At 73.4% G+C, this 20,808-nt stretch carries 25 protein-coding genes; 10 read left to right on the forward strand and 15 right to left on the reverse strand.

Translation table 11 applies throughout. From position 1 onward, the window contains the following. The first annotated feature begins 20 nt into the window (after window positions 1-20). Both IAG43_RS34235 and IAG43_RS19440 read left to right on the forward strand, forming a co-directional pair. Window positions 21-275 carry an SCO4848 family membrane protein gene (locus tag IAG43_RS34235; protein WP_223005953.1) on the forward strand — a complete coding sequence of 85 codons (255 nt, stop codon included), beginning with the start codon at window positions 21-23 and terminating at the stop codon, window positions 273-275. Between the two features lie 12 nt (window positions 276-287). Then, window positions 288-1,790, forward strand: coding sequence for a metallophosphoesterase (locus IAG43_RS19440; RefSeq protein ID WP_187741973.1), 1,503 nt, complete (start codon window positions 288-290; stop codon window positions 1,788-1,790). Here IAG43_RS19440 and IAG43_RS19445 read toward each other — a convergent pair. The 3 genes from IAG43_RS19445 to IAG43_RS19455 form a co-directional block, all read right to left on the reverse strand. Further along, window positions 1,781-2,530: a TetR/AcrR family transcriptional regulator gene (locus tag IAG43_RS19445; protein ID WP_246574759.1), complete on the reverse strand. Its 750-nt coding sequence runs from the start codon at window positions 2,528-2,530 to the stop codon at window positions 1,781-1,783. The genes IAG43_RS19440 and IAG43_RS19445 overlap by 10 nt on opposite strands. 134 nt (window positions 2,531-2,664) lie before the next feature. Continuing rightward, entirely contained in the window at window positions 2,665-3,066 is a 402-nt protein-coding gene (locus IAG43_RS19450) for a thiol-disulfide oxidoreductase DCC family protein (protein WP_246574430.1), read from the reverse strand. Window positions 3,067-3,081: 15 nt separating this feature from the next. Beyond that, on the reverse strand, window positions 3,082-3,528 hold the full coding sequence (locus IAG43_RS19455; RefSeq protein WP_187741975.1) for a hypothetical protein: 447 nt from the start codon (window positions 3,526-3,528) through the stop codon (window positions 3,082-3,084). Window positions 3,529-3,680: 152 nt separating this feature from the next. On the opposite strand from IAG43_RS19455, the gene IAG43_RS19460 reads away from it, so the two are divergent. Next, window positions 3,681-4,559 (forward strand): alpha/beta fold hydrolase, encoded by an 879-nt coding sequence (locus tag IAG43_RS19460; RefSeq protein ID WP_187741976.1) that lies wholly within the window; start codon window positions 3,681-3,683, stop codon window positions 4,557-4,559. A gap of 21 nt (window positions 4,560-4,580) precedes the next feature. On the opposite strand, the gene IAG43_RS19465 is transcribed toward IAG43_RS19460, so the two are convergent. From IAG43_RS19465 to IAG43_RS19490, 6 genes are all read right to left on the reverse strand, one after another. Beyond that, entirely contained in the window at window positions 4,581-5,201 is a 621-nt protein-coding gene (locus tag IAG43_RS19465) for a hypothetical protein (protein WP_187741977.1), read from the reverse strand. A gap of 141 nt (window positions 5,202-5,342) precedes the next feature. Further along, window positions 5,343-6,101 carry a succinate dehydrogenase iron-sulfur subunit gene (locus IAG43_RS19470; RefSeq protein WP_187741978.1) on the reverse strand — a complete coding sequence of 253 codons (759 nt, stop codon included), beginning with the start codon at window positions 6,099-6,101 and terminating at the stop codon, window positions 5,343-5,345. After that, a complete protein-coding gene (sdhA, locus tag IAG43_RS19475; protein WP_187741979.1) occupies window positions 6,101-7,855 on the reverse strand; it encodes a succinate dehydrogenase flavoprotein subunit in 1,755 nt (584 codons plus the stop codon). The genes IAG43_RS19470 and sdhA overlap by 1 nt, the downstream gene beginning before the upstream one ends. A gap of 23 nt (window positions 7,856-7,878) precedes the next feature. Next, window positions 7,879-8,358, reverse strand: coding sequence for a succinate dehydrogenase hydrophobic membrane anchor subunit (locus IAG43_RS19480; protein ID WP_187741980.1), 480 nt, complete (start codon window positions 8,356-8,358; stop codon window positions 7,879-7,881). A gap of 8 nt (window positions 8,359-8,366) precedes the next feature. Beyond that, complete coding sequence (gene sdhC / locus IAG43_RS19485; protein ID WP_147987791.1) at window positions 8,367-8,747, reverse strand: succinate dehydrogenase, cytochrome b556 subunit; 381 nt, start codon at window positions 8,745-8,747, stop codon at window positions 8,367-8,369. A gap of 167 nt (window positions 8,748-8,914) precedes the next feature. Continuing rightward, window positions 8,915-9,619 (reverse strand): 2-oxo-4-hydroxy-4-carboxy-5-ureidoimidazoline decarboxylase, encoded by a 705-nt coding sequence (locus IAG43_RS19490; RefSeq protein WP_425508612.1) that lies wholly within the window; start codon window positions 9,617-9,619, stop codon window positions 8,915-8,917. Window positions 9,620-9,919: 300 nt separating this feature from the next. On the opposite strand from IAG43_RS19490, the gene IAG43_RS19495 reads away from it, so the two are divergent. Both IAG43_RS19495 and IAG43_RS19500 read left to right on the forward strand, forming a co-directional pair. Beyond that, entirely contained in the window at window positions 9,920-11,515 is a 1,596-nt protein-coding gene (locus tag IAG43_RS19495) for a beta-N-acetylhexosaminidase (protein ID WP_187741982.1), read from the forward strand. Between the two features lie 373 nt (window positions 11,516-11,888). Further along, window positions 11,889-12,740, forward strand: coding sequence for a DUF4328 domain-containing protein (locus IAG43_RS19500; protein ID WP_187741983.1), 852 nt, complete (start codon window positions 11,889-11,891; stop codon window positions 12,738-12,740). 93 nt (window positions 12,741-12,833) lie between these two features. On the opposite strand, the gene IAG43_RS19505 is transcribed toward IAG43_RS19500, so the two are convergent. Continuing rightward, on the reverse strand, window positions 12,834-13,016 hold the full coding sequence (locus tag IAG43_RS19505) for a hypothetical protein (protein ID WP_187741984.1): 183 nt from the start codon (window positions 13,014-13,016) through the stop codon (window positions 12,834-12,836). A 235-nt stretch (window positions 13,017-13,251) separates the two neighbouring features. On the opposite strand from IAG43_RS19505, the gene IAG43_RS19510 reads away from it, so the two are divergent. After that, on the forward strand, window positions 13,252-13,818 hold the full coding sequence (locus IAG43_RS19510) for a hypothetical protein (protein ID WP_187741985.1): 567 nt from the start codon (window positions 13,252-13,254) through the stop codon (window positions 13,816-13,818). A 116-nt stretch (window positions 13,819-13,934) separates the two neighbouring features. Here the strand turns inward: IAG43_RS19510 and IAG43_RS19515 are convergent, their stop codons facing one another. The 4 genes from IAG43_RS19515 to IAG43_RS19530 are packed head-to-tail and all read right to left on the reverse strand — an operon-like array spanning window position 13,935 to window position 16,007. Beyond that, on the reverse strand, window positions 13,935-14,408 hold the full coding sequence (locus IAG43_RS19515) for a GNAT family N-acetyltransferase (RefSeq protein ID WP_187744542.1): 474 nt from the start codon (window positions 14,406-14,408) through the stop codon (window positions 13,935-13,937). A gap of 32 nt (window positions 14,409-14,440) precedes the next feature. Further along, window positions 14,441-14,857 carry an arsenate reductase ArsC gene (locus tag IAG43_RS19520; protein ID WP_187741986.1) on the reverse strand — a complete coding sequence of 139 codons (417 nt, stop codon included), beginning with the start codon at window positions 14,855-14,857 and terminating at the stop codon, window positions 14,441-14,443. Beyond that, on the reverse strand, window positions 14,854-15,630 hold the full coding sequence (locus IAG43_RS19525; RefSeq protein WP_246574431.1) for an aquaporin: 777 nt from the start codon (window positions 15,628-15,630) through the stop codon (window positions 14,854-14,856). Before IAG43_RS19525 ends, IAG43_RS19520 begins: the two co-directional genes overlap by 4 nt. Beyond that, complete coding sequence (locus IAG43_RS19530) at window positions 15,627-16,007, reverse strand: ArsR/SmtB family transcription factor (RefSeq protein WP_187741988.1); 381 nt, start codon at window positions 16,005-16,007, stop codon at window positions 15,627-15,629. Before IAG43_RS19530 ends, IAG43_RS19525 begins: the two co-directional genes overlap by 4 nt. 111 nt (window positions 16,008-16,118) lie before the next feature. Between IAG43_RS19530 and IAG43_RS19535 the strand changes: the two genes are divergently transcribed. From IAG43_RS19535 to IAG43_RS19550, 4 genes are all read left to right on the forward strand, one after another. After that, complete coding sequence (locus IAG43_RS19535; protein ID WP_187741989.1) at window positions 16,119-16,613, forward strand: ArsI/CadI family heavy metal resistance metalloenzyme; 495 nt, start codon at window positions 16,119-16,121, stop codon at window positions 16,611-16,613. 112 nt (window positions 16,614-16,725) lie between these two features. Then, window positions 16,726-17,919, forward strand: a complete 1,194-nt coding sequence (locus IAG43_RS19540) for an FG-GAP-like repeat-containing protein (RefSeq protein WP_187741990.1) — start codon at window positions 16,726-16,728, stop codon at window positions 17,917-17,919. Between the two features lie 217 nt (window positions 17,920-18,136). Then, the gene (gene lepB, locus IAG43_RS19545) at window positions 18,137-18,748 is read left to right on the forward strand and encodes a signal peptidase I (protein WP_187741991.1); all 612 of its coding nucleotides are present in this window, start codon (window positions 18,137-18,139) and stop codon (window positions 18,746-18,748) included. Window positions 18,749-18,811: 63 nt separating this feature from the next. After that, the gene (locus tag IAG43_RS19550; protein ID WP_187741992.1) at window positions 18,812-20,200 is read left to right on the forward strand and encodes an SMI1/KNR4 family protein; all 1,389 of its coding nucleotides are present in this window, start codon (window positions 18,812-18,814) and stop codon (window positions 20,198-20,200) included. A 227-nt stretch (window positions 20,201-20,427) separates the two neighbouring features. On the opposite strand, the gene IAG43_RS19555 is transcribed toward IAG43_RS19550, so the two are convergent. Continuing rightward, complete coding sequence (locus tag IAG43_RS19555) at window positions 20,428-20,655, reverse strand: hypothetical protein (protein WP_187741993.1); 228 nt, start codon at window positions 20,653-20,655, stop codon at window positions 20,428-20,430. Window positions 20,656-20,808: the final 153 nt, after the last annotated feature.

Below are 20,808 nucleotides of genomic sequence, written 5' to 3' on the forward strand. Positions count from 1 at the left end.
ACAGCCGCGATACTTGGCTCATGAAGCTCAGCCGCCCCGTGTCCTGGTTCCTGCTCGCGTTCGGGGTGTGGAGCTGGTTCATCTGGGTCACTTTCGTCAAAAACCTATGGCAGGACGGCAGCGGGCTCGCCTTCGACGACGCGGGCGACCCGACCGGGTACTTCTGGGTCCATCTGCTGCTCGCCGTCACGTCCTTTGTCCTGGGGACGGTCGTCGGGGTCATCGGGTTGCGCGGTGTGCGCGCCCTGCGCCACGAGCGCACGCTTGAGGGGTAGGGGAAACCGTCCATGGTGGCTGTCGCCGCACTCATGATCATTCTGGTCCTGGCCGTGCTCGCCGGGGTGCACTGGTACGTGTGGCGGCGGCTGGTCCGCGACACGACGGCACCGGGCGGACGTGCCCGGCGGATCGGCACGGTGGCCGTCTGGGTGCTGCCGGCCCTGTCCCTCGGCGCGCTGCTGTCGGCGCGTACGGGCGCGCCGTTCTGGGTCGAGCAGGTCCTGGCCTGGCCCGGGTACCTGTGGCTCGCGCTCCTGCTGTACGTGGTCCTCGCCCTGGTCGTCGGGGAGGCGGTCCGCCCCCTGCTGACCCGCGCCCTCGCGCGCCGCGCGGGGGAGGCCGGCGCCGGAGCGCTGTCCGCGCCGGCCGACGGGACGCCGTCCCCGGCAGGCGCCCGGGACGGGGCCGCGCCGGCGCCCGGCGAGGGGACCGCCAAGGGAACTGTCGCCACCGCGACCGCCGCCGCGGCGCCCGCCGGCGTGCACGGAACCGGCGCCTCGGCCACCGCCACCGTGCCCGGCACCGCGCCCGAGGCCGGTGAGGAGCCCGCGCCCGCCACCACGCCCGCTCCCGCCCCGGCCTCCGAGAGCGCCGCGCCCGAGAGCGCCCCCGCCCGCGGGGCCGACGCATCCGAGGGCGCCACGCCCGCCGCCGCCCCCGCCACCACGCCCGCGCCCGCCGCGGTGTCGCGGCGGTTGTTCGTGTCGCGGATCGTGGGCGGCGCGGCGGCCGCCGCCGCCGCGGGGACGGTGGGGTACGGCACGTACGGTGTGCTCCGCGGTCCCCGCGTGAAGCGCGTCACCGTGCCGCTGGCCAAGCTGCCCCGGGCGGCTCACGGTTACCGCATCGCGGTCGTCAGCGACGTCCACCTCGGACCGATCCTGGGCCGGGCCCACACCCAGCGCATCGTCGACGCGGTCAACTCCGCGCAGCCCGATCTGGTCGCGGTCGTCGGCGACCTGGTGGACGGCAGCGTCGCGGACCTGGGGCACGCCGCGGAGCCGCTGGCGCGGCTGAAGGCCCGGGACGGTTCGTTCTTCGTCACCGGCAACCACGAGTACTTCTCCGGTGTCGACGAGTGGGTCGCCCATGTGCGCGAGCTGGGCATGCGCCCGCTGCGCAACGAGCGGGTCGAGATCGCGGGCGGGTTCGACCTGGCCGGCGTGGACGACGTCGCGGGCGAGGACTACGGGCAGGGCCCGGACTTCGTCCGTGCGCTCGGGGACCGCGACCGGTCCCGCGCGGCGGTGCTGCTGGCCCACCAGCCGGTGGTGATCCACGACGCGGTGGACCACGGGGTGGACCTCCAGCTCTCCGGGCACACCCACGGCGGGCAGCTGTGGCCGGGCAACATGCTCGCGGGGTTCGCCAATCCGACCGTCGCCGGGCTGGAGCGCTACGGCGACACCCAGCTGTACGTCTCCCGGGGCGCGGGCGCCTGGGGCCCGCCCGTGCGGGTGGGCGCGGAGTCGGACATCACCGTGGTGCAGCTGGCCTCGCGTCAGGCCTGAACAGGGTCGTTCCCGCCGTCCGCGGGGGCGGCGGGTCCCGGTCCGTTCCCGCCGTCCGCCGGGGCGGCGGGGCCGCCGCCCGCGGTCTTCCGGGCGGTCACGGTCTGCGCCATGCCCGGCAGGAAGTCGGTGAACAGCTCGTGCACCTCGCGCACCAGCGGCCGCAGCACCCGGAAGCGGGCGAGTGCGACGCCCCGGGAGGTGAGCCGGGCGCCGCGGACGGCGAGCCGGCGGCTGCGCTCGCTGTCCTGGGAGCGGTCGAACACCCAGTACAGGACGAGTCCCATCTGGGAGAGCCACATCAGCTCCGGCAGGATCTCCCGCAGTTCCTCGGCGACCTTGGCCTTCGACCCGGCGAGCACCTCCCGGTGGACGTCGATGGCGGCCTCCCGGGCGTGCTCGGACTCCGGGGAGAAGGGGCTGAGCGGTGACTCGGGGTCGGCGGCGTTCTTGAAGAACTGCGCGGCGAACTCGTGGTACGGGGCGGCGATGTCCAGCCAGGCGGTGAGCACGCCCGCCATCCGCGCCTCGAAGTCGGTCTCCCGGTCCAGCACGGGCCGGACCGCCGCGCGGTGCTCCGCGGCGATCCGGTCGTAGAAGCCCTGGACGAGGTGCTCCTTGGAGCCGAAGTAGTAGTACGCGTTCCCGACGGAGACCCCGGCCTCCTTGGCGATGGCCCGCATCGTCGTCTTGTCGTAGCCCCGCTCCTGGAAGAGCCGCAGCGCGGTTTCCAGGATCAGCGTGCGGGTCTGCTCGCTCTTCGGCGCCTGCGGCGTCCCGGCCGTCTGCGGTGCCTTGGATGCCTTCGGCGTGTCCGGCGTCTGCGGTGCCGTCGACGGGGTGGGGGCCTTCGGATCAGTCACGGTGGACGAGCCTAACGGGGTGCCGCGCACTGCACGTCGCAGGGCGTGGTGCCCGCGGGGCCGAGGCGTTCGCGGTACTTGGCCGCCGCGAGCATGGTGGCCCGGACGAAGGGCGCACCGGCCGGGGTGGCCAGCCAGTGCGCCTTCGGCCGGTACTCGGCGAGGGCCCACAGGCACACGATCCAGGCGGCCTGCCCGGTGTACACCTGCCCTCCGTCGCCGATCACGGTGATCTCCCGCAGGGTGCGCCCGTGGTCGAGCTCGGGGTAGCGGCGGCGGGCCTCGGCGGAGCCCGCGGGGACGGTCTCCAGCGGCACGAGCCGAGGCCGGCGCAGCAGCCAGGCGCGCAGGTGGACGCAGAGCGGGCATTCGGCGTCGTAGAGGACCGTCAGCCCGCGGACGGCGGTGGTCACGGCGGTCACGGTCCCTCACGCCCCGGTCGGACCGGTGGCGGGCGGGGTCCACGGGCCGGCGGGCGACTGCTGCCGGGTCCAGCCCTGGGGGCCGACGGGCGGGGTGAGTTCGCGCTCCATGACGCCCCGGCGGCGGATCCTGTTGAGGACCCAGACGTTGCCGAGGTGCATCACGCCGAGGACGAGGAGCACCACGCCGATCTTCACGGAGAGGGCCTCGAAGAGTCCGCGGGCGTCGGCCACGGCTTCGGCGGCCTTGAGGTAGAGGGCGACGAAGCCCAGGTTGACCAGGTAGAAGCCGACGACGAGCAGGTGGTTGACGGCTTCGGCGAGGGACTCGTTCCCCTTGAGGACGTCCGCGAGGAAGATCTTCCCGTTCCGGCTGAGGGTGCGTGCCACCCAGACCGTGAGGGCCACGCTGATCAGCAGGTAGACGACGTACGCGACGACAGTGAGGTCCATGCCCCACCCTCCCTTGAACATGTTCAAAAGCTGGCGGTGACGACTGTAGACCTCCTTTTGAACATGTTCAAGCCTGGGCGCGGCGGGCAACGCCCGCCCGGGGCGCGGAAATCGGCGGGCGCGGTCCCGGGGCTGCCCGTACCCTCGGCCGGATGACCCTCTCCTACGACGAGGCCGGCGACGGCCCCGCTGTCCTGCTGCTCCACGCCGGCGTGTGCGACCGGCGCATGTGGGACGTCCCGTTCGCCTCGCTCGCCGCCGCCGGCCACCGCGTGGTCCGCGCCGACCTCCGGGGCTTCGGCGGCACCCCGGTCGCCGAGGAGCCCTACAGCAACTCCGGTGACGTGCTCGCCCTGATGGACCGCCTGGGGATCGAGCGCGCGGCGCTCGTCGGCGCGTCGTTCGGCGGCCGGGTGGCCCTCTTCGCCGCGCTGCGCGCCCCGCAGCGGGTGTCCGCGCTGGCGCTGCTGAACGCGGCGCCTCTGCCGGACACCGACGACGAGAGCCCGGAACTGGCCGCGTTCGACCGCCGGGAGACCGCGTTCTTCGAGGCCGGCGACCTGCGGGGGGCGACGGCGCTCAACGTGGAGACCTGGCTGGGGCCCGAGGCCGGCGACGAGGCGCGCGACGCCGTCCACGCCATGCAGCTGCACGCCTTCGAGGTGCAGTCCGCCGCGGAACGGGCCGTCGAGACCAAGGGGGCGCCCTACGTGCTCTCCGCCGACGAGCCGGAGGGCCCCTACGACCTCGCGGGCATCGGCTGCCCGCTGCTGGCCGTCTCCGGGGCGCACGACCTGAGCGACTTCGGGGCCGCCGCCGCCCGTCTGGCGGCCGCCGTCCCCGGTGCGCGCCGTCTCGAACTGCCGTGGGCCGGGCACCTCCCGAGCCTGGAGCGCCCGGAGGAGACCACCGCCCTGCTGGCCGGCTTCCTCGACGGAGCCCTGCACGGCGCCTCCGCGCCGGACGGGGCGCTGAGCGGCACTGCGCCTGACGGAGCCCTGCGCGGCGCCGCCGCGCCGGAGGGCGTGTGACGGGTCCTCAGCCGGCGGTCCTCAGCCGGCGCTGATCGACCGGGCGTAGGCGATCTGGGCCATCACCTCGGTGTACGTCCCGGGGCCGGTGGCGGGGATCGCCGCCGTGTGGTGGATGCCCGCGCCGGAGACGGTCGCCTGTACGAAGCCCGTCGTCCGCTTCTCCTTGAGCAGCAGGAAGAGCAGACCGAGCCCGCAGGCCGCGACGAACAGCACCGCTAGCACGATCGCGTACACGGGAGTGCGGTCCTCGGTGCGGGTCATGTCCACCGCGTTCCACACCGCGCCCCGCAGCGGCATCGTGCCGGCCGGGGTGACGACCGCGTCCGGCAGCACGGTGATGTCGCCGATGGTGACGAGCGGCTGTGCGCCCGGCAGGGGCGCCGCGCCGCCCTGGTGGCCGGGGACGGGCACCCCGGCGCCCACCGTCGGCTGGTAGGCGGCCTGGCGGGCGGCCCGGTGGGTGTCCCCGTCGCCGGCGCCGTCACCGAGGGGCACGCCGTCGGCCCGGGTCGGCTCGTGCGGGACGCCGTACGCCCGGGTCGGCGGGTGCGCCGCGCCCCGCGGGGGCGTCCCGGCGGGCTCCTCCGGGCTCCAGTCGTACTCGGGCTCCCCTTCCCTGGGCGCGCCTGGCTGCGTCATGGAGGTCCCCGTTCTGTGCCGCTCCTGCCGGACTGCCCCGATCCTGCCAGGTGCGCCCCCGCCGGGTGAAGCCCGCACGGGCATACGGAAGGGTCCCGGCTCGCCGCGCGAGCCGGGACCCTTCCGTAGGGTGCCCGGGGGTCAGAAGCGGCGCGTGATCAGCGCCCGCTTGACCTCCTGGATCGCCTTGGTGACCTCGATACCGCGAGGGCAGGCGTCCGTGCAGTTGAACGTGGTGCGGCAACGCCACACGCCGTCCTTGTCGTTCAGGATCTCCAGGCGCTGCTCCCCGGCCTCGTCACGCGAGTCGAAGATGAAGCGGTGCGCGTTGACGATCGCCGCCGGGCCGAAGTACTGGCCGTCGTTCCAGAACACCGGGCACGAGGACGTGCACGCGGCGCACAGGATGCACTTGGTGGTGTCGTCGAAGCGCTCGCGGTCCTCGGCGGACTGCAGGCGCTCGCGCGTCGGCTCGTTCCCCTTGGTGACCAGGAACGGCATGACGTCCCGGTACGCCTGGAAGAACGGCTCCATGTCCACGACGAGGTCCTTGAGGACCGTCAGGCCCTTGATGGCCTCGACCGTGATCGGCTTCTCCGGGTTGATGTCCTTGATCAGCGTCTTGCAGGCGAGCCTGTTCTTGCCGTTGATCCGCATCGCGTCGGAGCCGCAGATGCCGTGCGCGCAGGAGCGGCGGAAGGTCAGCGTGCCGTCGACGTCCCACTTGATCTTGTGAAGGGCGTCGAGCACCCGCTCCTTCGGGTCGATCTCGATCTGGAAGTCCTCCCAGACCGAGGCGTCCGAGATCTCGGGGTTGAAGCGGCGGATCCGCATCGTGACCGTGATGTACGGGGAGGCGGCGGACTCCGCCTCGACCTTGTCCAGTACGGGGGTAGCCATCAGTACTTACGCTCCATCGGCTGGTAGCGGGTCTGGACGACCGGCTTGTAGTCGAGACGGATCGACTCGGCGCCGTCGTCGCCCACCTCGCGGTACGCCATGGTGTGGCGCATGAAGTTGACGTCGTCGCGGTTCGGGAAGTCCTCGCGGTAGTGACCGCCGCGGGACTCCTTGCGGGCCAGCGCGGAGACGGCCATGACCTCGGCCAGGTCGAGCAGGTTGCCCAGCTCGATGGCCTCCAGCAGGTCCGTGTTGAACCGCTTGCCCTTGTCCTGGACCGACACGTTCTTGTAGCGAGCCCGCAGCTCGGCGATCTTCTCGACGGCCGTCTTGATCGTCTGCTCGGTGCGGAACACCATCACGTTGGCGTCCATCGTCTCCTGGAGCTCCAGGCGCAGGGCGGCCACCCGCTCGTTGCCCGTGGAGTTCCGCAGCCGCTCGACCTGCTCCTCGACGAGCGAGGCGGGGTTCTCGGGCAGCTCGACGTAGTCGTGCTTCGCGGCGTACTCGGCGGCGGCGATGCCGGAGCGGCGTCCGAAGACGTTGATGTCCAGCAGCGAGTTGGTGCCGAGGCGGTTGGCGCCGTGCACGGAGACGCAGGCGACCTCGCCGGCGGCGTAGAGGCCCGGGACGACGGTGGTGTTGTCCGCGAGCACCTCGCCCTCGACGTTGGTCGGGATGCCGCCCATGGCGTAGTGCGCGGTCGGCTGGATCGGGATCGGGTCCGTGTAGGGCTCGATGCCGAGGTAGGTCCGCGCGAACTCGGTGATGTCCGGGAGCTTGGCGTCCAGCTGCTCCGGCGGCAGGTGGGTGAGGTCCAGGTAGACGTGGTCGCCCTCGGGGCCGCAGCCGCGGCCCTCGCGGATCTCGGTGTAGATGGAGCGCGAGACGACGTCACGGGACGCGAGGTCCTTCATGACCGGCGCGTACTTCTCCATGAAGCGCTCGCCGTCCTTGTTGCGGAGGATGCCGCCCTCACCGCGGGCGCCCTCCGTCAGCAGGATGCCCATGCGCCAGATGCCCGTCGGGTGGAACTGGAAGAACTCCATGTCCTCCAGCGGCAGGCCGCGGCGGTAGCAGGCGGCCTGGCCGTCACCGGTCAGGGTGTGCGCGTTGGACGTCACCTTGAAGAACTTGCCGGTGCCGCCGGACGCGTAGATCACGGCCTTCGCCTGGAAGACGTGGATCTCGCCGGTGGCCAGCTCGTAGGCGACCACGCCGGCGGACTTGCGGACCCCGTCGACCTCGGTGATCAGCTGGTCCAGGACGTAGAACTCGTTGAAGAACTCCACGCCCTCCTTGACGCAGTTCTGGTACAGCGTCTGGAGGATCATGTGGCCGGTGCGGTCCGCGGCGTAGCAGGACCGGCGGACCGGGGCCTCGCCGTGGTTGCGGGAGTGCCCGCCGAAGCGGCGCTGGTCGATGGTGCCGTTCGGGGTCCGGTTGAACGGCAGGCCCATCTTCTCCAGGTCGAGGACGGCGTCGATGGCCTCCTTCGCCAGGATCTCGGCGGCGTCCTGGTCGACCAGGTAGTCACCGCCCTTGACGGTGTCGAAGGTGTGCCACTCCCAGTTGTCCTCCTCCACGTTCGCCAGCGCGGCGGCCATGCCGCCCTGAGCGGCGCCCGTGTGGGAGCGGGTGGGGTAGAGCTTCGTCAGCACGGCGGTGCGGCTGCGCTTCGTCGACTCGATGGCGGCGCGCATGCCGGCGCCGCCGGCGCCGACGATGACGGTGTCGTACTTGTGGATCTTCATGGTGTGTTACCTCAGCCCCGTGCCTAGCGGATGTTCGGGTCGAAGGTGAAGATCACCAGCGTGCCCAGAAGGATGGTGAACACCGTGGCGGTGTACAGCAGGCCCTTGAGCCACAGGCGCGTGTTGGGGCGCTCCGCGTAGTCGTTGATGACGGTACGGAGGCCGTTGGCGCCGTGCAGCATGGCAAGCCACAGCATCAGCAGGTCCCAGGTCTGCCAGAACGGGGACGCCCAGCGGCCGGCCACGAAGGCGAAGCCGATCTTGGAGACGCCGCCGTCCAGCACCAGCTGGATCAGCAGGTGGCCGATGACCAGGACGACGAGGACCACGCCGGACAGGCGCATGAAGAGCCACGCGGCCATCTCGAAGTTGCCGCGGGTCGACTTCGGGGTCTTCCCGGTGCGCTTGCGCGGCGCCTCGATGTACGGGGCCGGATTGTCGACGTCGTAGACGCGCTCGCCCTCGACGTCGCCGATGGCGTTGGAAGTTACCTCAGTGGACATCTCTCGCCTCAGCTCCCGAACAGTTCACGAGCGGCGTGGCCGAGCACCGGGTACAGCGCGCCGGCCATCAGCACGACCCAGATGCCCATGACGGTCCACAGCATCTGCTTCTGGTAGCGCGGGCCCTTGGACCAGAAGTCCACGGCGATGACGCGCAGGCCGTTGAGCGCGTGGAAGAGGATCGCGGCGACGAGGCCGTATTCCAGCAGCGCGACGAGCGGCGTCTTGTAGGTGGCGACGACCTCGTCGTACGCCTCGGGGGAGACGCGGACGAGAGCGGTGTCCAGCACATGTACGAACAGGAAGAAGAAGATGAGGACGCCGGTGACTCGGTGAGCCACCCAGCTCCACATTCCTTCCCGGCCGCGGTACAGCGTTCCAGCCGGCACGGAAGAACCCTCCGGGAGCGGGGACTGGGGCCTGCCGGCTTGTGGGTGTCGGTCGGCCCGGCCGGGTACGGTCCACCGGCCCTCGCCATCGTAGCGACGTGTTGTCGGTTCGTTTGCCCGGGGTGCACCGGTGTGATCAAACAGGCAATCAAACAGCCACGGACGGGCTACTCCGCAGGCCCTCCCGCGCCCGTCCGCGGCTGCCTGCCGACCGCCTGCGCCACCCGGGAGCGGGCCAGGGCCCGCAGCTCCTCGGCGGAGACGGACCGCTCCTCGTCCGGTTCGTGGGCGAGTCGCCGCCGGATTCCGGCGAGGACCTGGTCGAGCCATTCCTCGGGCCGGTGCGCGTCGAGGCAGATGACGAACGCGTGTCCGAATCTGCTCTCGTAGGCGGCGTGCGCCGCGGCCAGGGCGGTCTGCGCCGCCGGGGGAGCCCCGGGGGCGAGGCCCGCCGAGCGCTCGTGCGCCAGCGCTTCGTGCACGTCGCCGGGGGTCAGGTCGTACCCGGCCTCGTCGCAGCCCGCCAGCAGTGCGCCCAGATCGGGGTAGGGCCGGTGCGCCGCGACACGCCGGGCCCACCGGTGGCTGCCGCAGCAGTCGAGGAGCAGGGCCTCGGCCTCGGGGGCGGAGGCGGTGTTGAAGGCGTCGAGTCCGGGCAGGCTGCCGGGCCGGGACGGGTCGCCGTACCGGGACGGACTGCCGGGCCGGGACGGTATGGCCTCCGGGGAGAGCGTGCTCCCGGCGTGTCCGCGTGAGACGTGTCGGACGGCCGGCGGGCGCTCGGGGATGCCGGCGGGGGTGTCGCTGGACAGCGGGGGCTCCTCGGAGGGCCGGCGGGGACGGCTGGGAAGGGAGATAAGGATGAGAAGCAACGGTATCGATCTGTGTCGAAAGCTGTCCGAAGGATGCGCGAATTTCACCCGGACGGGAGAGTTTGAACGCATGTGATGGACGGTGTGGGTGGACTCTGGAGGAGGCGTTCCACCCAGGTTTCGCCCTATTGGGGCGTTTCCGCCGCTCCCGGCCCGTCCGGAGCCGACCGCCCCGGGCACGTCCGGCCGCCCCGCCGGACCGCGCCCGGTCCGGCGGCCCCGGCAGGGCCGCTCCCGCCCCGACGACGCCATCTCGCCCGGCCGGCCCACAGGTCCGCCCGGACCACGGAAGGTTCGCCCATGACCCGGCGCTCACGCAGGACGCACGCCACCGGCGCGATAGCCGCCGCCCTCGCCGTCTTCTCGGCCGCCCTGGCCGGATGCTCCGACGACTCCCCGAAGGACCCGGGCAGCGCCGCGCCCGAGCAGGCACCCGCCACCACGTCCCCGAGTCCGACCCGCAGCTACCCCCTCTCCGAGGCGCCCGTCACCGTCCCCGCCGTCCAGGAGCACGAGGCCGCCCGCGGCCCCGGCTGGAAACCCGGCGGGGACGGCACGGTCGTCGTCGCCAAGGGCAGCGAGGAGCTCGCCGACGAGGCACGCCTGATCGCGCGGGAGCTGGAGCTCGACTACGGCGGCACGAACGCCGCCCGCTCGGGCGACGTGGAGCTGCGGCTCTCCTCCGGAGGCGGCGCCCCCGAGTCGTACACCGTCACCACCCGCGACGGGGTCGTCCGCATCGCCGGTCCCGACGAGGCGGGCGTCTTCTACGGCACCCGCACCCTCAAGCAGTCGGTCAACGCCTCCGGCGCCATGCCGGAGGGCGTCGTGCGCGACGCTCCGGCCCGCCCGCAGCGCGGCTTCAACCTCGACATCGCCCGCAAGCACTTCACCGCGGAGTGGATCGAGGCCCGCATGCGCGAGATGGCCGACCTCAAGCTCAACCAGCTGGGGCTGCACTTCTCCGACGACCAGGCGTGGCGGATCGAGTCCACCTCGCACCCCGAGATCGTCACCGACCCGCATCTGACGACGGCCCAGGTCAAGCGCATCCTCGCGCTCGGGAAGCAGCTGCACATCGATGTCTTCGGCGAGATCGACTCGCCCGGACACCTGGGCGCCGTGCTCCGCGCCCATCCGGACCTCCAGCTGCGAAACGCGCAGGGGGTGCCGCGGCAGGGCGCGATCGACATCTCCAAGCCGCAGTCGGCGGAGCTCATCGACGACCTGCTGCGCGAGTACACCGCCCTGTTCGGCGGCCGGTGGTTCCACATCGGGGCCGACGAGTACCAGGCGCTGACGGTCAGCGACCCCGCCGCCTCCTACCCGCAGCTCGCGACCGCCGCCCGGGAGAAGTACGGCGCGGGCGCGGGCGTCCAGGACCTCACCGAGGGATGGATGAACGACCGGGCGGCGGTGGTGCGCGACGCGAAGCAGACGCCCAAGGCGTGGAACGACGGCTTCTTCTCGGGCGGCACGGTCACCGCGGACGAGGACATCGAGGTCGAGTACTGGACGGGCAAGGAGATCGGCGCCCGCCCGCCCGTCGAATACCTCGACGAGGGCCGCAAGGTGGTCAACCTGAACGACGAGTACCTCTACTACGTCCTCGGCGAGCCGAACCAGTTCGTCTACCCGACCGGCCGCCGCATCTACGAGGAGTGGACGCCGCTCGTGCTGCGCGGCACCACCCCCGTGGCGGAGAAGTACTCGGACCAGATCCTCGGCGGCCGGTTCGCCGTCTGGTGCGACCTGGCGGACTCCCAGACCCAGGCCCAGGTCGCCGCGGGCGTCCGCCGCCCGCTCCAGGCGGTGTCCCAGAAGCTGTGGGACGAGCGGAAGCCGTCGCTCTCCTGGGCGCAGTTCCAGGCCGCGGCGGACCGGGCGACCTCCTGACGGCGCTCCCGGCCGGCTTTCCCCGGGTCTGACCTGGGGTTTCCACTGGACGGCGGCCGTCGCACGGACATAAGGTCCGCGCGACGGCCGCCTTCGCGCGGGCCGTGTTCCCGTGTCGCGCCGCTGGGGGGCGGTCGCGACCCTCTGTCACCGTTCCCTGGGGGGTTCGTTCGTCATGCCGTGTCCGCATTGCCAGGAGAGACCCGCGTCCGAGGGCGAGGCGCTGTGCGCACAGTGCCGCGCCGCCGCCGGGTCCCGGGAAGCCTCCGCCCCGGACGAGGGCTCCGCGCCGGAGCCCGCCGCGCAGGGGGGAGTTGCCGGGTCCGAGCCCGCCGCGCCCGAGGGGGCCGCGCCCGAGGGGGCGGCGTCGCTCGTGAAGGACCCCGCCGCGGAGGCCGGCCCGGGGGCGCCCGCGCCCGCCCCGGTGCCCGCGCCCGGAGCCGCCGCCGTGCCCGCGGCCGCCTCCGCCACGCCGAACCTGAGCCCGGTGGTCGTGCGGCCCGCCGCGCCCGGGACGTACCGGCAGCTGCGCTCCCCGGTCGGGCTGGGACGCGCCGCGGTGATCCTGCTGGGCCTGGTCGCCGTCACCGACATCGCGGCCGCGCTCGCCGCGTTCAACATCCGCCGGGTGGTGACCGCCATGTCCGACGGCGGTTTCCTCGCCGTCGGGCAGGAGGAGGCCGACTTCGCGGACATGCTGGTGGTGGCCACCTCCGGTGCCCAGCTCCTCGCCATGCTGGCCGTCGCGCCCGTGTTCCTCGTCTGGTTCCACCGCGTCCGCGTCAACGCGGGGATCTTCGCCCCGGACCGCTTCACCCGCGGTCCCGGCTGGGCGCTGGGCGGCTGGTTCATCCCGATCGCGTTCTTCTGGATCCCGCGCGGCGTCGCCGCCGAGACCTGGCGCGCCAGCCGCACCGACCCGCACGCCCCCGACGACCACGAGCGCGCCACGCTGCTGAACGTCTGGTGGGGTCTGTTCGTGGCGGCCTCCCTCGCCACCCGCTTCGCGGACCGGCGCTACGAGCGGGCCGAGTCGCTCCACGAGATCGTCTCCGCCGCCGACCTCGTCGTCCTGTCCTGCCTGCTGGACCTGGTGGCCGCCGTCGTCGCCGCCCTCTTCGTCCACCGCCTGACGCACATGCAGCACGCCAGGGCCGTGGGTGCGGCGGCGTCCCCCGCCCAGGCCCGGAACGCCCACGCGGGGGACCGGGGGCGCGGGTACTAGCCGGCCGATCGCGGCGGTGTCGGGTGCCGAGGGCCGGTGCGGGGGTGGCCGGTCCCGGTCCCCGCGTCCTGCGGCACGGCGGGGTGACGGCTGTCAGCTGTGGCGTCTCCCGTCACGGATGTCGGCGTGGACCTCGTCGGTCGACAGCACCGCGGTGGGGCTGCTCCCGGTCGGGGAGGACGTGTCGGCCGGGGACGGCATGGCGTCTCCACGCAGCTGCGGCGCCGGAGCGCCGGCCTCGGGCAGCCGGTGGTCGCGTGGGTCCGGTGACTGCATTCGGTGAGCGCCTCCTCGGGCGGTTCTCGCTGTGCTCCCGGAGGCGCGGGGAGCGCGCCTGCCGACTGGCCACGCAGGCAAGGTACTCGTACGCAGCCCTCGGCAGGCGAACCGAGTGCGGCACCCGCGCCTGCGCCGACGGTAACGTTCCGGCCACGGAGTGACGCATTCGAGCCACCTGGCGCAGAACGAACAGGTACAAGGGTGTGATTCGTCCCGGACGGAAGGCGTACGCATGACCTCCAAGAGCCTGACGGAACTCCTCGCGGCGGCCGACGCGCGCGGCCTCGCCGCCGCTGGGCTCGCGTGCCTGGACCGGTGCCTGCCGCTCCTCACCCAGGACGACGAGGCGCTGCGCCCGCTCTGGGCGGGCCTCGCCCGCGGCGAGGAGGGCTGGACGGCCGAACTTGCCGCCGCACGCCGGGCCCTGGAGGACACCGCGCTCGACGACGAGGACGCCGCCCTGGTGCGCGCGATGCTCGCCGCCGCTCCCTCGGACTGGGACGCCGGAGCGCTGCACGCCTGGGCCGACGGCTGTTCGGCCACGGCGCTGGAGGTGCACCGCCGCTTCGACATCGGGGACTGCGGCCCGGAACTCCTCGCGCGCTGCCGGGACGAGGGCGCGGCGGAGGGCGTGGGCCCGATGGTCGCGGGTGAACTCCGGCGTCAGACACGCATCCTGGAGATCGTCGCCGAACCGCCGGGCGGCAACGGCCTGCGCCGCGCCCTCGACGTCTCCGCCGAGGGCCGCCGCGTCCTCCAGGCCGCGCTCTCGCGCCAGGCCCGCGCGTCGCGAGCCTGACGAGCCTGCCGGGTGCTGGGTCCCTGCACCCCGGCCGCGTGCTCCGCCCGCATCGGGGCGACGCGGGTGCCGTGCCCGGCGGGCCTCACGCGGCCTCCTCGACGGCCGTCGCGCGCTCAGTCCACGGCGGGGCTGCGGCGCTCGACGAGGACCACGTCGCGCCATCTGCCGTGGTGGCGGCCGATGCGCTCGCGGGTGCCGATGACGCGGAAGCCGGCCCGCCGGTGCAGGGCGAGGCTGGCGGTGTTCTCCGGGAAGATGCCCGACTGGACCGTCCAGATGCCCGCCGCGTCCGTGGAGTCGACCAGTGCGGTCAGCAGGGCCAGACCCACTCCGCGACCGCGCGCGTCGGGGTGGACGTACACCGAGTGCTCGACGACGCCTGCGTACGCGCACCGGTCGGAGACCGGCACCAGGGCTGCCCAGCCCAGGACCCGGCCGTCCTCGTCCAGCGCGACCAGGCGGTGCTCGTCCAGCTTGGCGGCGTCGAACGTCTCCCAGTCCGGGGCGGTGGTCTCGAACGTGGCGTCGCCCTCCTCGATGCCCCGTCGGTAGACCTCCAGCACCCCCGCCGCGTGCTCCGCCCGCATCGGGGCGACGCGGGTGCCGTGCCCGGCGGGCCTCACGCGGCCGCCTCGACGCCGAGTTCGGCGAGCAGGCCGCGCACGCGCCGCTCGATCTCGTCGCGGATCGGCCGGACCGCCGCCACGCCCTGCCCGGCCGGGTCGTCGAGTCGCCAGTCCAGGTACCGCTTGCTGGGGAAGACCGGGCAGGCGTCGCCGCAGCCCATGGTGATCACCACGTCCGAGGCCCGCACGGCCTCGGGGGTGAGGATCTTGGGCGTCTCGGCCGAGAGGTCGATGCCGGCCTCCGCCATGGCCGCGGTCACGGCCGGGTTCACGCTGTCGGCGGGCGCGGAGCCGGCGGACCTGACCGCCACCCGGTCGCCGCCGAGGCGGGCGAGGAAGGCGGCGGCCATCTGGGACCGGCCGGCGTTGTGCACGCAGACGAACAGGACGGACGCGGCGGGGGAGTTCATCGGGTCACGGCGCTTTCTTCGGCGGTACGTGCGGGGGCGGCGGGTCGCCGCACGCCGGGGGCGGGTGCGGCGTCGTTCCCGGTCGCGGCGGGCGGGCGCCCGAAGCAGACGGCCGCCAGGGCCAGGCCGGCGGCGGCGCCGACGGCCTGCGCGGCGAGGAACGGCAGGACGGACGCCGGGGCGATGCCGGCGAACGTGTCGGTGAACGCCCGGCCGATCGTCACGGCCGGATTGGCGAAGGCGGTGGAGGAGGTGAACCAGTACGCCGCCCCGATGTACGCGGCGACCAGCGGCGGCGCCAGGTGCGTGCGGCCCGTGCGGACCAGGCCCAGGACGAGGCAGACCAGCCCGGCGGTGGCCACGGCCTCCGCCAGCCACAGGTGTCCGCCCCACCGTTCGGTGGTGGAGAACGTCATCACCGGCTCGCCGAACATGGCGTCGGCCAGGACCGCGCCGGCGACCGCCCCGACGACCTGCGCGGGCACGTAGGCGGCGACCTCGCGCGGTGCGGGACCCTCGCCGGTACGCCGGCCGGTGACATGGGCGGCCAGGGTGACCGCCGGGTTGAAGTGGGCCCCGGACACCGGTCCGAGCAGGGCGACCAGCACTCCGAGGCCGAAGACGGTGGCCAGGGAGTTGGCCAGCAGCTGGAGACCCGTGTCGTGGGTCAGTCCGGCGGCCTGGATGCCGGAGCCGACGACCACGGCGACGAGTGCGGCCGTGCCGAGTCCTTCGGCGGCCGCACGCCGGGCCAGCGGCGCCGGCGCGCTCACACCGGGGCCTTCGCGGACACGGCGGGCGCCCGGAGCAGGGCGGAGAGCTGGGCCAGGGCGTCGGGGAGGACCCAGTAGTACACCCATGTCCCGCGCCGCTCGGTGCCGACCAGCCCGGCCTCCCTCAGCACCTTGAGGTGGTGGGAGATGGTCGGCTGGGACACGTCGAACGGGCCGGTGAGGTCGCACACGCACGCCTCGCCGCCCTCGTGGGAGGCGATGAGCGACAGCAGCCGCAGCCGGACGGGGTCCGACAGCGCCTTGAACATCCGCGACAGCCCGGCCGCGGCGTCCTCGCCCAGGGGCTCGCGGACCAGCGGCGCGCAGCACACGTCCCCGTCCTGGCCGAGCACCGGAAGAGCAGGTTGTTTCGACATTCTTCTATGTTGACGCCCATCGAATCCGGTGGCAAGCTCGGCTGTATCGACAGACGTCGAAACAAGCCGTTCCGGATACGGAAGCGGAGCGGCACCGGAAGGGAGACCGCCATGTCCCGCGTCCAGCTCGCCCTGCGCGTCGCCGACCTCGAAGCCTCGATCGCCTTCTACTCACGGCTCTTCGGAACCGGGCCCGCCAAGCGCCGCGAGGGCTACGCCAACTTCGCCGTCACCGAACCCCCGCTGAAGCTCGTCCTCATCGAGGGCGAGCCGGGCGAGGACACCCGCCTGGACCACCTCGGCGTCGAGGTCGCCTCCACCGACGACGTCACCGCCGCCACCGCGCGGCTGAAGGACGCCGGTCTGGCGACCTTCGAGGAGAACGACACCTCCTGCTGCTACGCCCTCCAGGACAAGGTCTGGGTCCACGGGCCCGGCCGGGAGCCCTGGGAGGTCTACGTGGTCAAGGCCGACGCCGGCACCCTCGGGACGTCCGGCGCGGCGCCCGGCGCCTGCTGCGGCACGACGGGCTCCGGCACCTCCGGGGAACGAACCCTCGATCCGGCCGGTGCGACGGCCCCTGCCGGGTGCGGCTGCGGCGCCTGACCCGCGCCGGCGCCGTTCCTCCCTCCGCCCGAAGGGGTGTCCGCGGGCCGGTGTATCTTCCTCGCGCGGCACGTCGAGCGAGGTCTCCGTGCCGCGCAAAGGGAGGGAACACATGCGCAACACCCTGCTTCGGCGCGTGGCCGCGTGGGCCACGACACTGGGGCTCGCCTCGCTCGGCGTGCTCGGCGCCGGCGCGGCACCGGCTCAGGCCGCGAGGAGCGACTGCCCCATGGGCTACCTCTGCGTCTGGGGGGCACAGGGCTACAACGGGCCGATGCTCAAGACGAAGACGAGCATGGCCACGCTCGGGTCCTGGGACAACAAGATCGAGACGGTCTTCAACCGGACGTCCTCGATCGCCTGCCTCTACGACGAGCCGAACTACGCGAGGACGACGGGCTACCACTGGGTCGACCCGGACCCCGACTACGCGACCCACTACGGGGACATGCTCTCCACCAGCTCGATGAAGCTCGTGCGCACGCTGCGCGAGTGCGAGACGGACGCGTACCCGTACTGGGAGGCGGCGACCGCACCCAAGGCGGGCGGCTTCGGCGACATGAACGGCGACCGGCGTGCGGACATCGCGCTGCGGGACGAGGCCGGTCGCCTGTGGTTCCTGCCGGGCGACGGCACCGGGCGGTTGATCGGCTCCGGCGGCTGGAACGCGTTCGACGCGCTCGCGCGGCACGGCGACTTCAGCCGCGACGGCCGGGAGGACGTGATCGCCCGGGAGAAGGCGACCGGCAAGCTGTGGCTCTACCCCGGCACCGGCAGCGGCGGCCTCGGCACGCGCGCGCTGATCGGCTCCGGAGGCTGGAACTCCATGGGCCGCATCGCCGCGTTCGGCGACCTGACCGGCGACGGCCGCTCCGACCTCTTCGCCGTGGAGAAGGCGACGGGCAAGCTGTGGCTCTACCCCGGCACCGGCAGCGGCCTCGGCGCGCGCAAGCTCGTCGGCTCGGGCGGCTGGAACTCCATGAACGCCCTCGTCGGCGCGGGCGACATGACCGGCGACGGCCGCCCCGACCTGATCGCCCGGGAGAAGGCGACGGGCAAGCTGTGGCTCTACCCGGGCACCTCGACCTGGGGTCTCGGCGGGCGCACGCTGATCGGCAACGGCGGCTGGAACAGCATGCAGCACCTCCTCGGCATCGGGGACACCTCCGGTGACGGCCGCCCCGACCTGCACGCCGCGGACGGCATCTGGCTGCACCAGTACCAGGGCACGGCCACGGGCGGCCTGCGCAAGGTCGCGAGCGACAACGGCGACTGGTGGGCCCTGGAGGGCGCTGCCGCCTTCTGATCCGGCCCCGAGCCGGCCGGGCCGGTCCCGTACGACCGCGCGGGACCGGTCCGGCGCGGTCGTACGGGACCGGCGGCGGCGCCGTCCCGGCGTTCCTCGCGCACGGGAGGAGCACGAGCCGCGGTCGGCCCCCGCGCGGCCGACGCGAGCACGACGACACGACGGCACGACGGGAGACGCCCGGCGTGCGAGGAGAGTTGACGGGGTGGGCACGTCCATGAGGAAGAGAGCGGTCTCCCGGATCGCGGGGGCACTGGGGCCGGCGCTGCTGGCGGGAGCCCTCTGGTCCGTCGTCACCGGGCACACGACCGCCACGGTCCGGGGCGAGGCCATGCGGCCGACGTACGTGCCCGGGGACAGGGTGTTTCTGGAGCGGATCGAGCCGGTCGAGGTGCGGCGGGGCGATGTCGTGCTGCACGCCTCGCCCGCCTGGTACGGCGGAATGCCCGCCGTGAAGCGGGTCGTCGGCGTCGGCGGCGACCGGGTCGTGAAGGTGCCGGGGGAGCCGGTGACCGTGAACGGGAAGCCGCTGGCAGAGCCGTACGTCATGGACGGCGATCCCGCAGGCACCGGAACCCCGGCCTACGACGTGACGGTCCCCGAGGGCCGCCTGTTCCTGCTCGGCGACCACCGGGCGAACTCGATCGACTCCCGGTCCTTCCTCGACGACCGCTCCGGCACGGCCGCCCGCGAGGAGGTCCGGGCCCGCGTGCCCGGGGACCGCTCCGGGCTCGTCGCGGCGGGGCTCACCGCCCTGCTCGGTCTCGTCCTCCTCGGCGGCGCGCTCGCGGCGGAGATCGCCGGGCGCCGCCGCCTGCCCGTCGGATGACGACCGGACGACCGGACGCCCCGACGTCCTGCGGGCTCCACACACGACATCACGGAGGAAGAGTTGTCGCCGATACACGACGTCACCACCTGGGAGCCGCTGCTGCGGCTCATGCTCCAGGACAACGCCGAACGGCTCGCCGCTCCCGGCGGATACGTGACGGGGACGGTCGGGCGCGGCGGTTGGAGCGTGCCGGTGGCCCGGCCCGTCTTCCCGCTCGGCCGGGCGGCCATGGTGAGCGACATGCAGGCGGAGTTCGACGCGGTCGAGAAGGTGCGGAACGTCCTGGTGGAGGAGGGCGTCGACCACGTCTCCTTCGTCATGGAGGCCCCCGCCCCGGGCACGGTCCGGGCCCACTTCATCGACCTGGGGCCCTCGGTCGAGTCCGGTGTGTCGCAGCCCGTCGGCGCGCTCGTGCTGGCCGAGGGGGCCGTCCCGGAGCCCTGGCGCCGGCTGCCGGACCCGTCACCGGACGCGCGGCCCGCGCCGAGCGCCGACCCCGCTCTGCTGGAGCGCACGCTCCGGGAGCGGCTGCCGGACGCGATCGGCGCCACCGACGACGAGATCGCAGCGACGGAATCCCGCCTGGGGATCACGCTGCCCGAGGAGCTGAGGGCGCTCTACCGGGTCGTCCGGGCCCGCTGGCAGGACCTCGGCGAGGACTACGACGCGGCGACGCGGATGGCGAAGGCGGTCGGCTGCGAACTCCTCCCGCTGGACGAGGTGTACGTCGCGGACAGCGCCTCCCGCCCGGCGCCGTGGAAGTACGCGGCGATGGACGCCGTGGACACCCGTCCCGACGCGGCCGTGCAGGGGCTTGTCGGCTCGCCGGGCTGGATCGTCTTCGGGGACACCGGGGGCGGCGACCGGATCGCCGTCGACCTGACCCCCGGGCCCGGCGGACACCTCGGGCAGGTCATCGTGATGAGCCACGAGGAGAACATCGGCGCGGGCCTGATCGCCGACTCCCTCACCGGCATGGTCCTCGACGGGCGCGTCCGGGACGGACACGGCGCGGGCACCGCCGCCGGAAAGCCGGTCACGGCCTGGGTGAACCGTGCCTCCGTCCCCAGCGTGGAGGCAGCCGCCCACCCCGGGCTGGAAGCGCTGAGCATCGGCGTGCTGGAGGGCGAACCGGTCGGCCTCGCACCGCTCTTCGGCCTCCCGCGCCTGCGCACGCTGACGGCCTACCCGGGCACCCTCGCCGACCCGCTGGAGATCGCCCGCCTCGACGGCCTGGAGTTCCTGGACCTGTCCCCGGAGGACTGGCGCGTCCTCCTCGACGCGGGCGCGGTGCCGCGCGGCCTCCTGGCCGCCGCCATCGAGGTCCACGGCGAGCGCAACCCGCTGGAGACCGTGGAACTCGCCAACGAGATCCTGGCGTTGCGGGACCGGCCCCTGATCACCCGCACGGTGATCGAGGCCGACCTCCCGTCGGAGGGCGGTGGATGACCTCGCCTGCCCGCCCACAGCCGCCGAGAGGCGCGCCGGGTGCCGGTGGAGCGGTATGTCTTCCTCGCGCGGCAGGGCGCTGCCGCTTCTGATCAGGCCCCGAGCCGACCGGGCCGAAGGCTGATCAGTCGGTGGTTCAGGCCTGAGCGCTGCCGGAACGTCATGATCGCTGTCACTACCCGCGTCCTCCGCGTCCCGGCTCGTCCGCTGCTCCGCCACGCTGTCTGTCATCGTCGGCGCAGCGCGATCGCCACCCCGAACGCGGTGGCCAGGGCCGAGGCGATCCCGCCCACGGCGCCGATCGGGGCGGCCAGCGACGGGTGCACCATGCACAGGTAGAGCGTGGCGCCGAGGACCAGGGCGACGACGATCCCCAGCAGCAGGAGCAGCACCGGATCCGTGCCCGAGGGCTGTGGGGCCGGCGGCTGCGGGGACTGGTCGGTGGTGACGGACATGTTCGGTGGTCCTCCTCGGGACGTGCCTGCGGCCTGTTCGCAGGCGGGCATGGGACATGGGCGTCTGCACCCCGCGGTGGGGCCGGACGGACAGGAGAGTGGGGGTCAGCGGGGTTAGCCCCGCAAGGGCGTCCCGGGGGCCGGCGCTTCTCG

It is taken from the genome of Streptomyces genisteinicus, from assembly GCF_014489615.1.
GTDB lineage: Bacteria > Actinomycetota > Actinomycetes > Streptomycetales > Streptomycetaceae > Streptomyces > Streptomyces genisteinicus.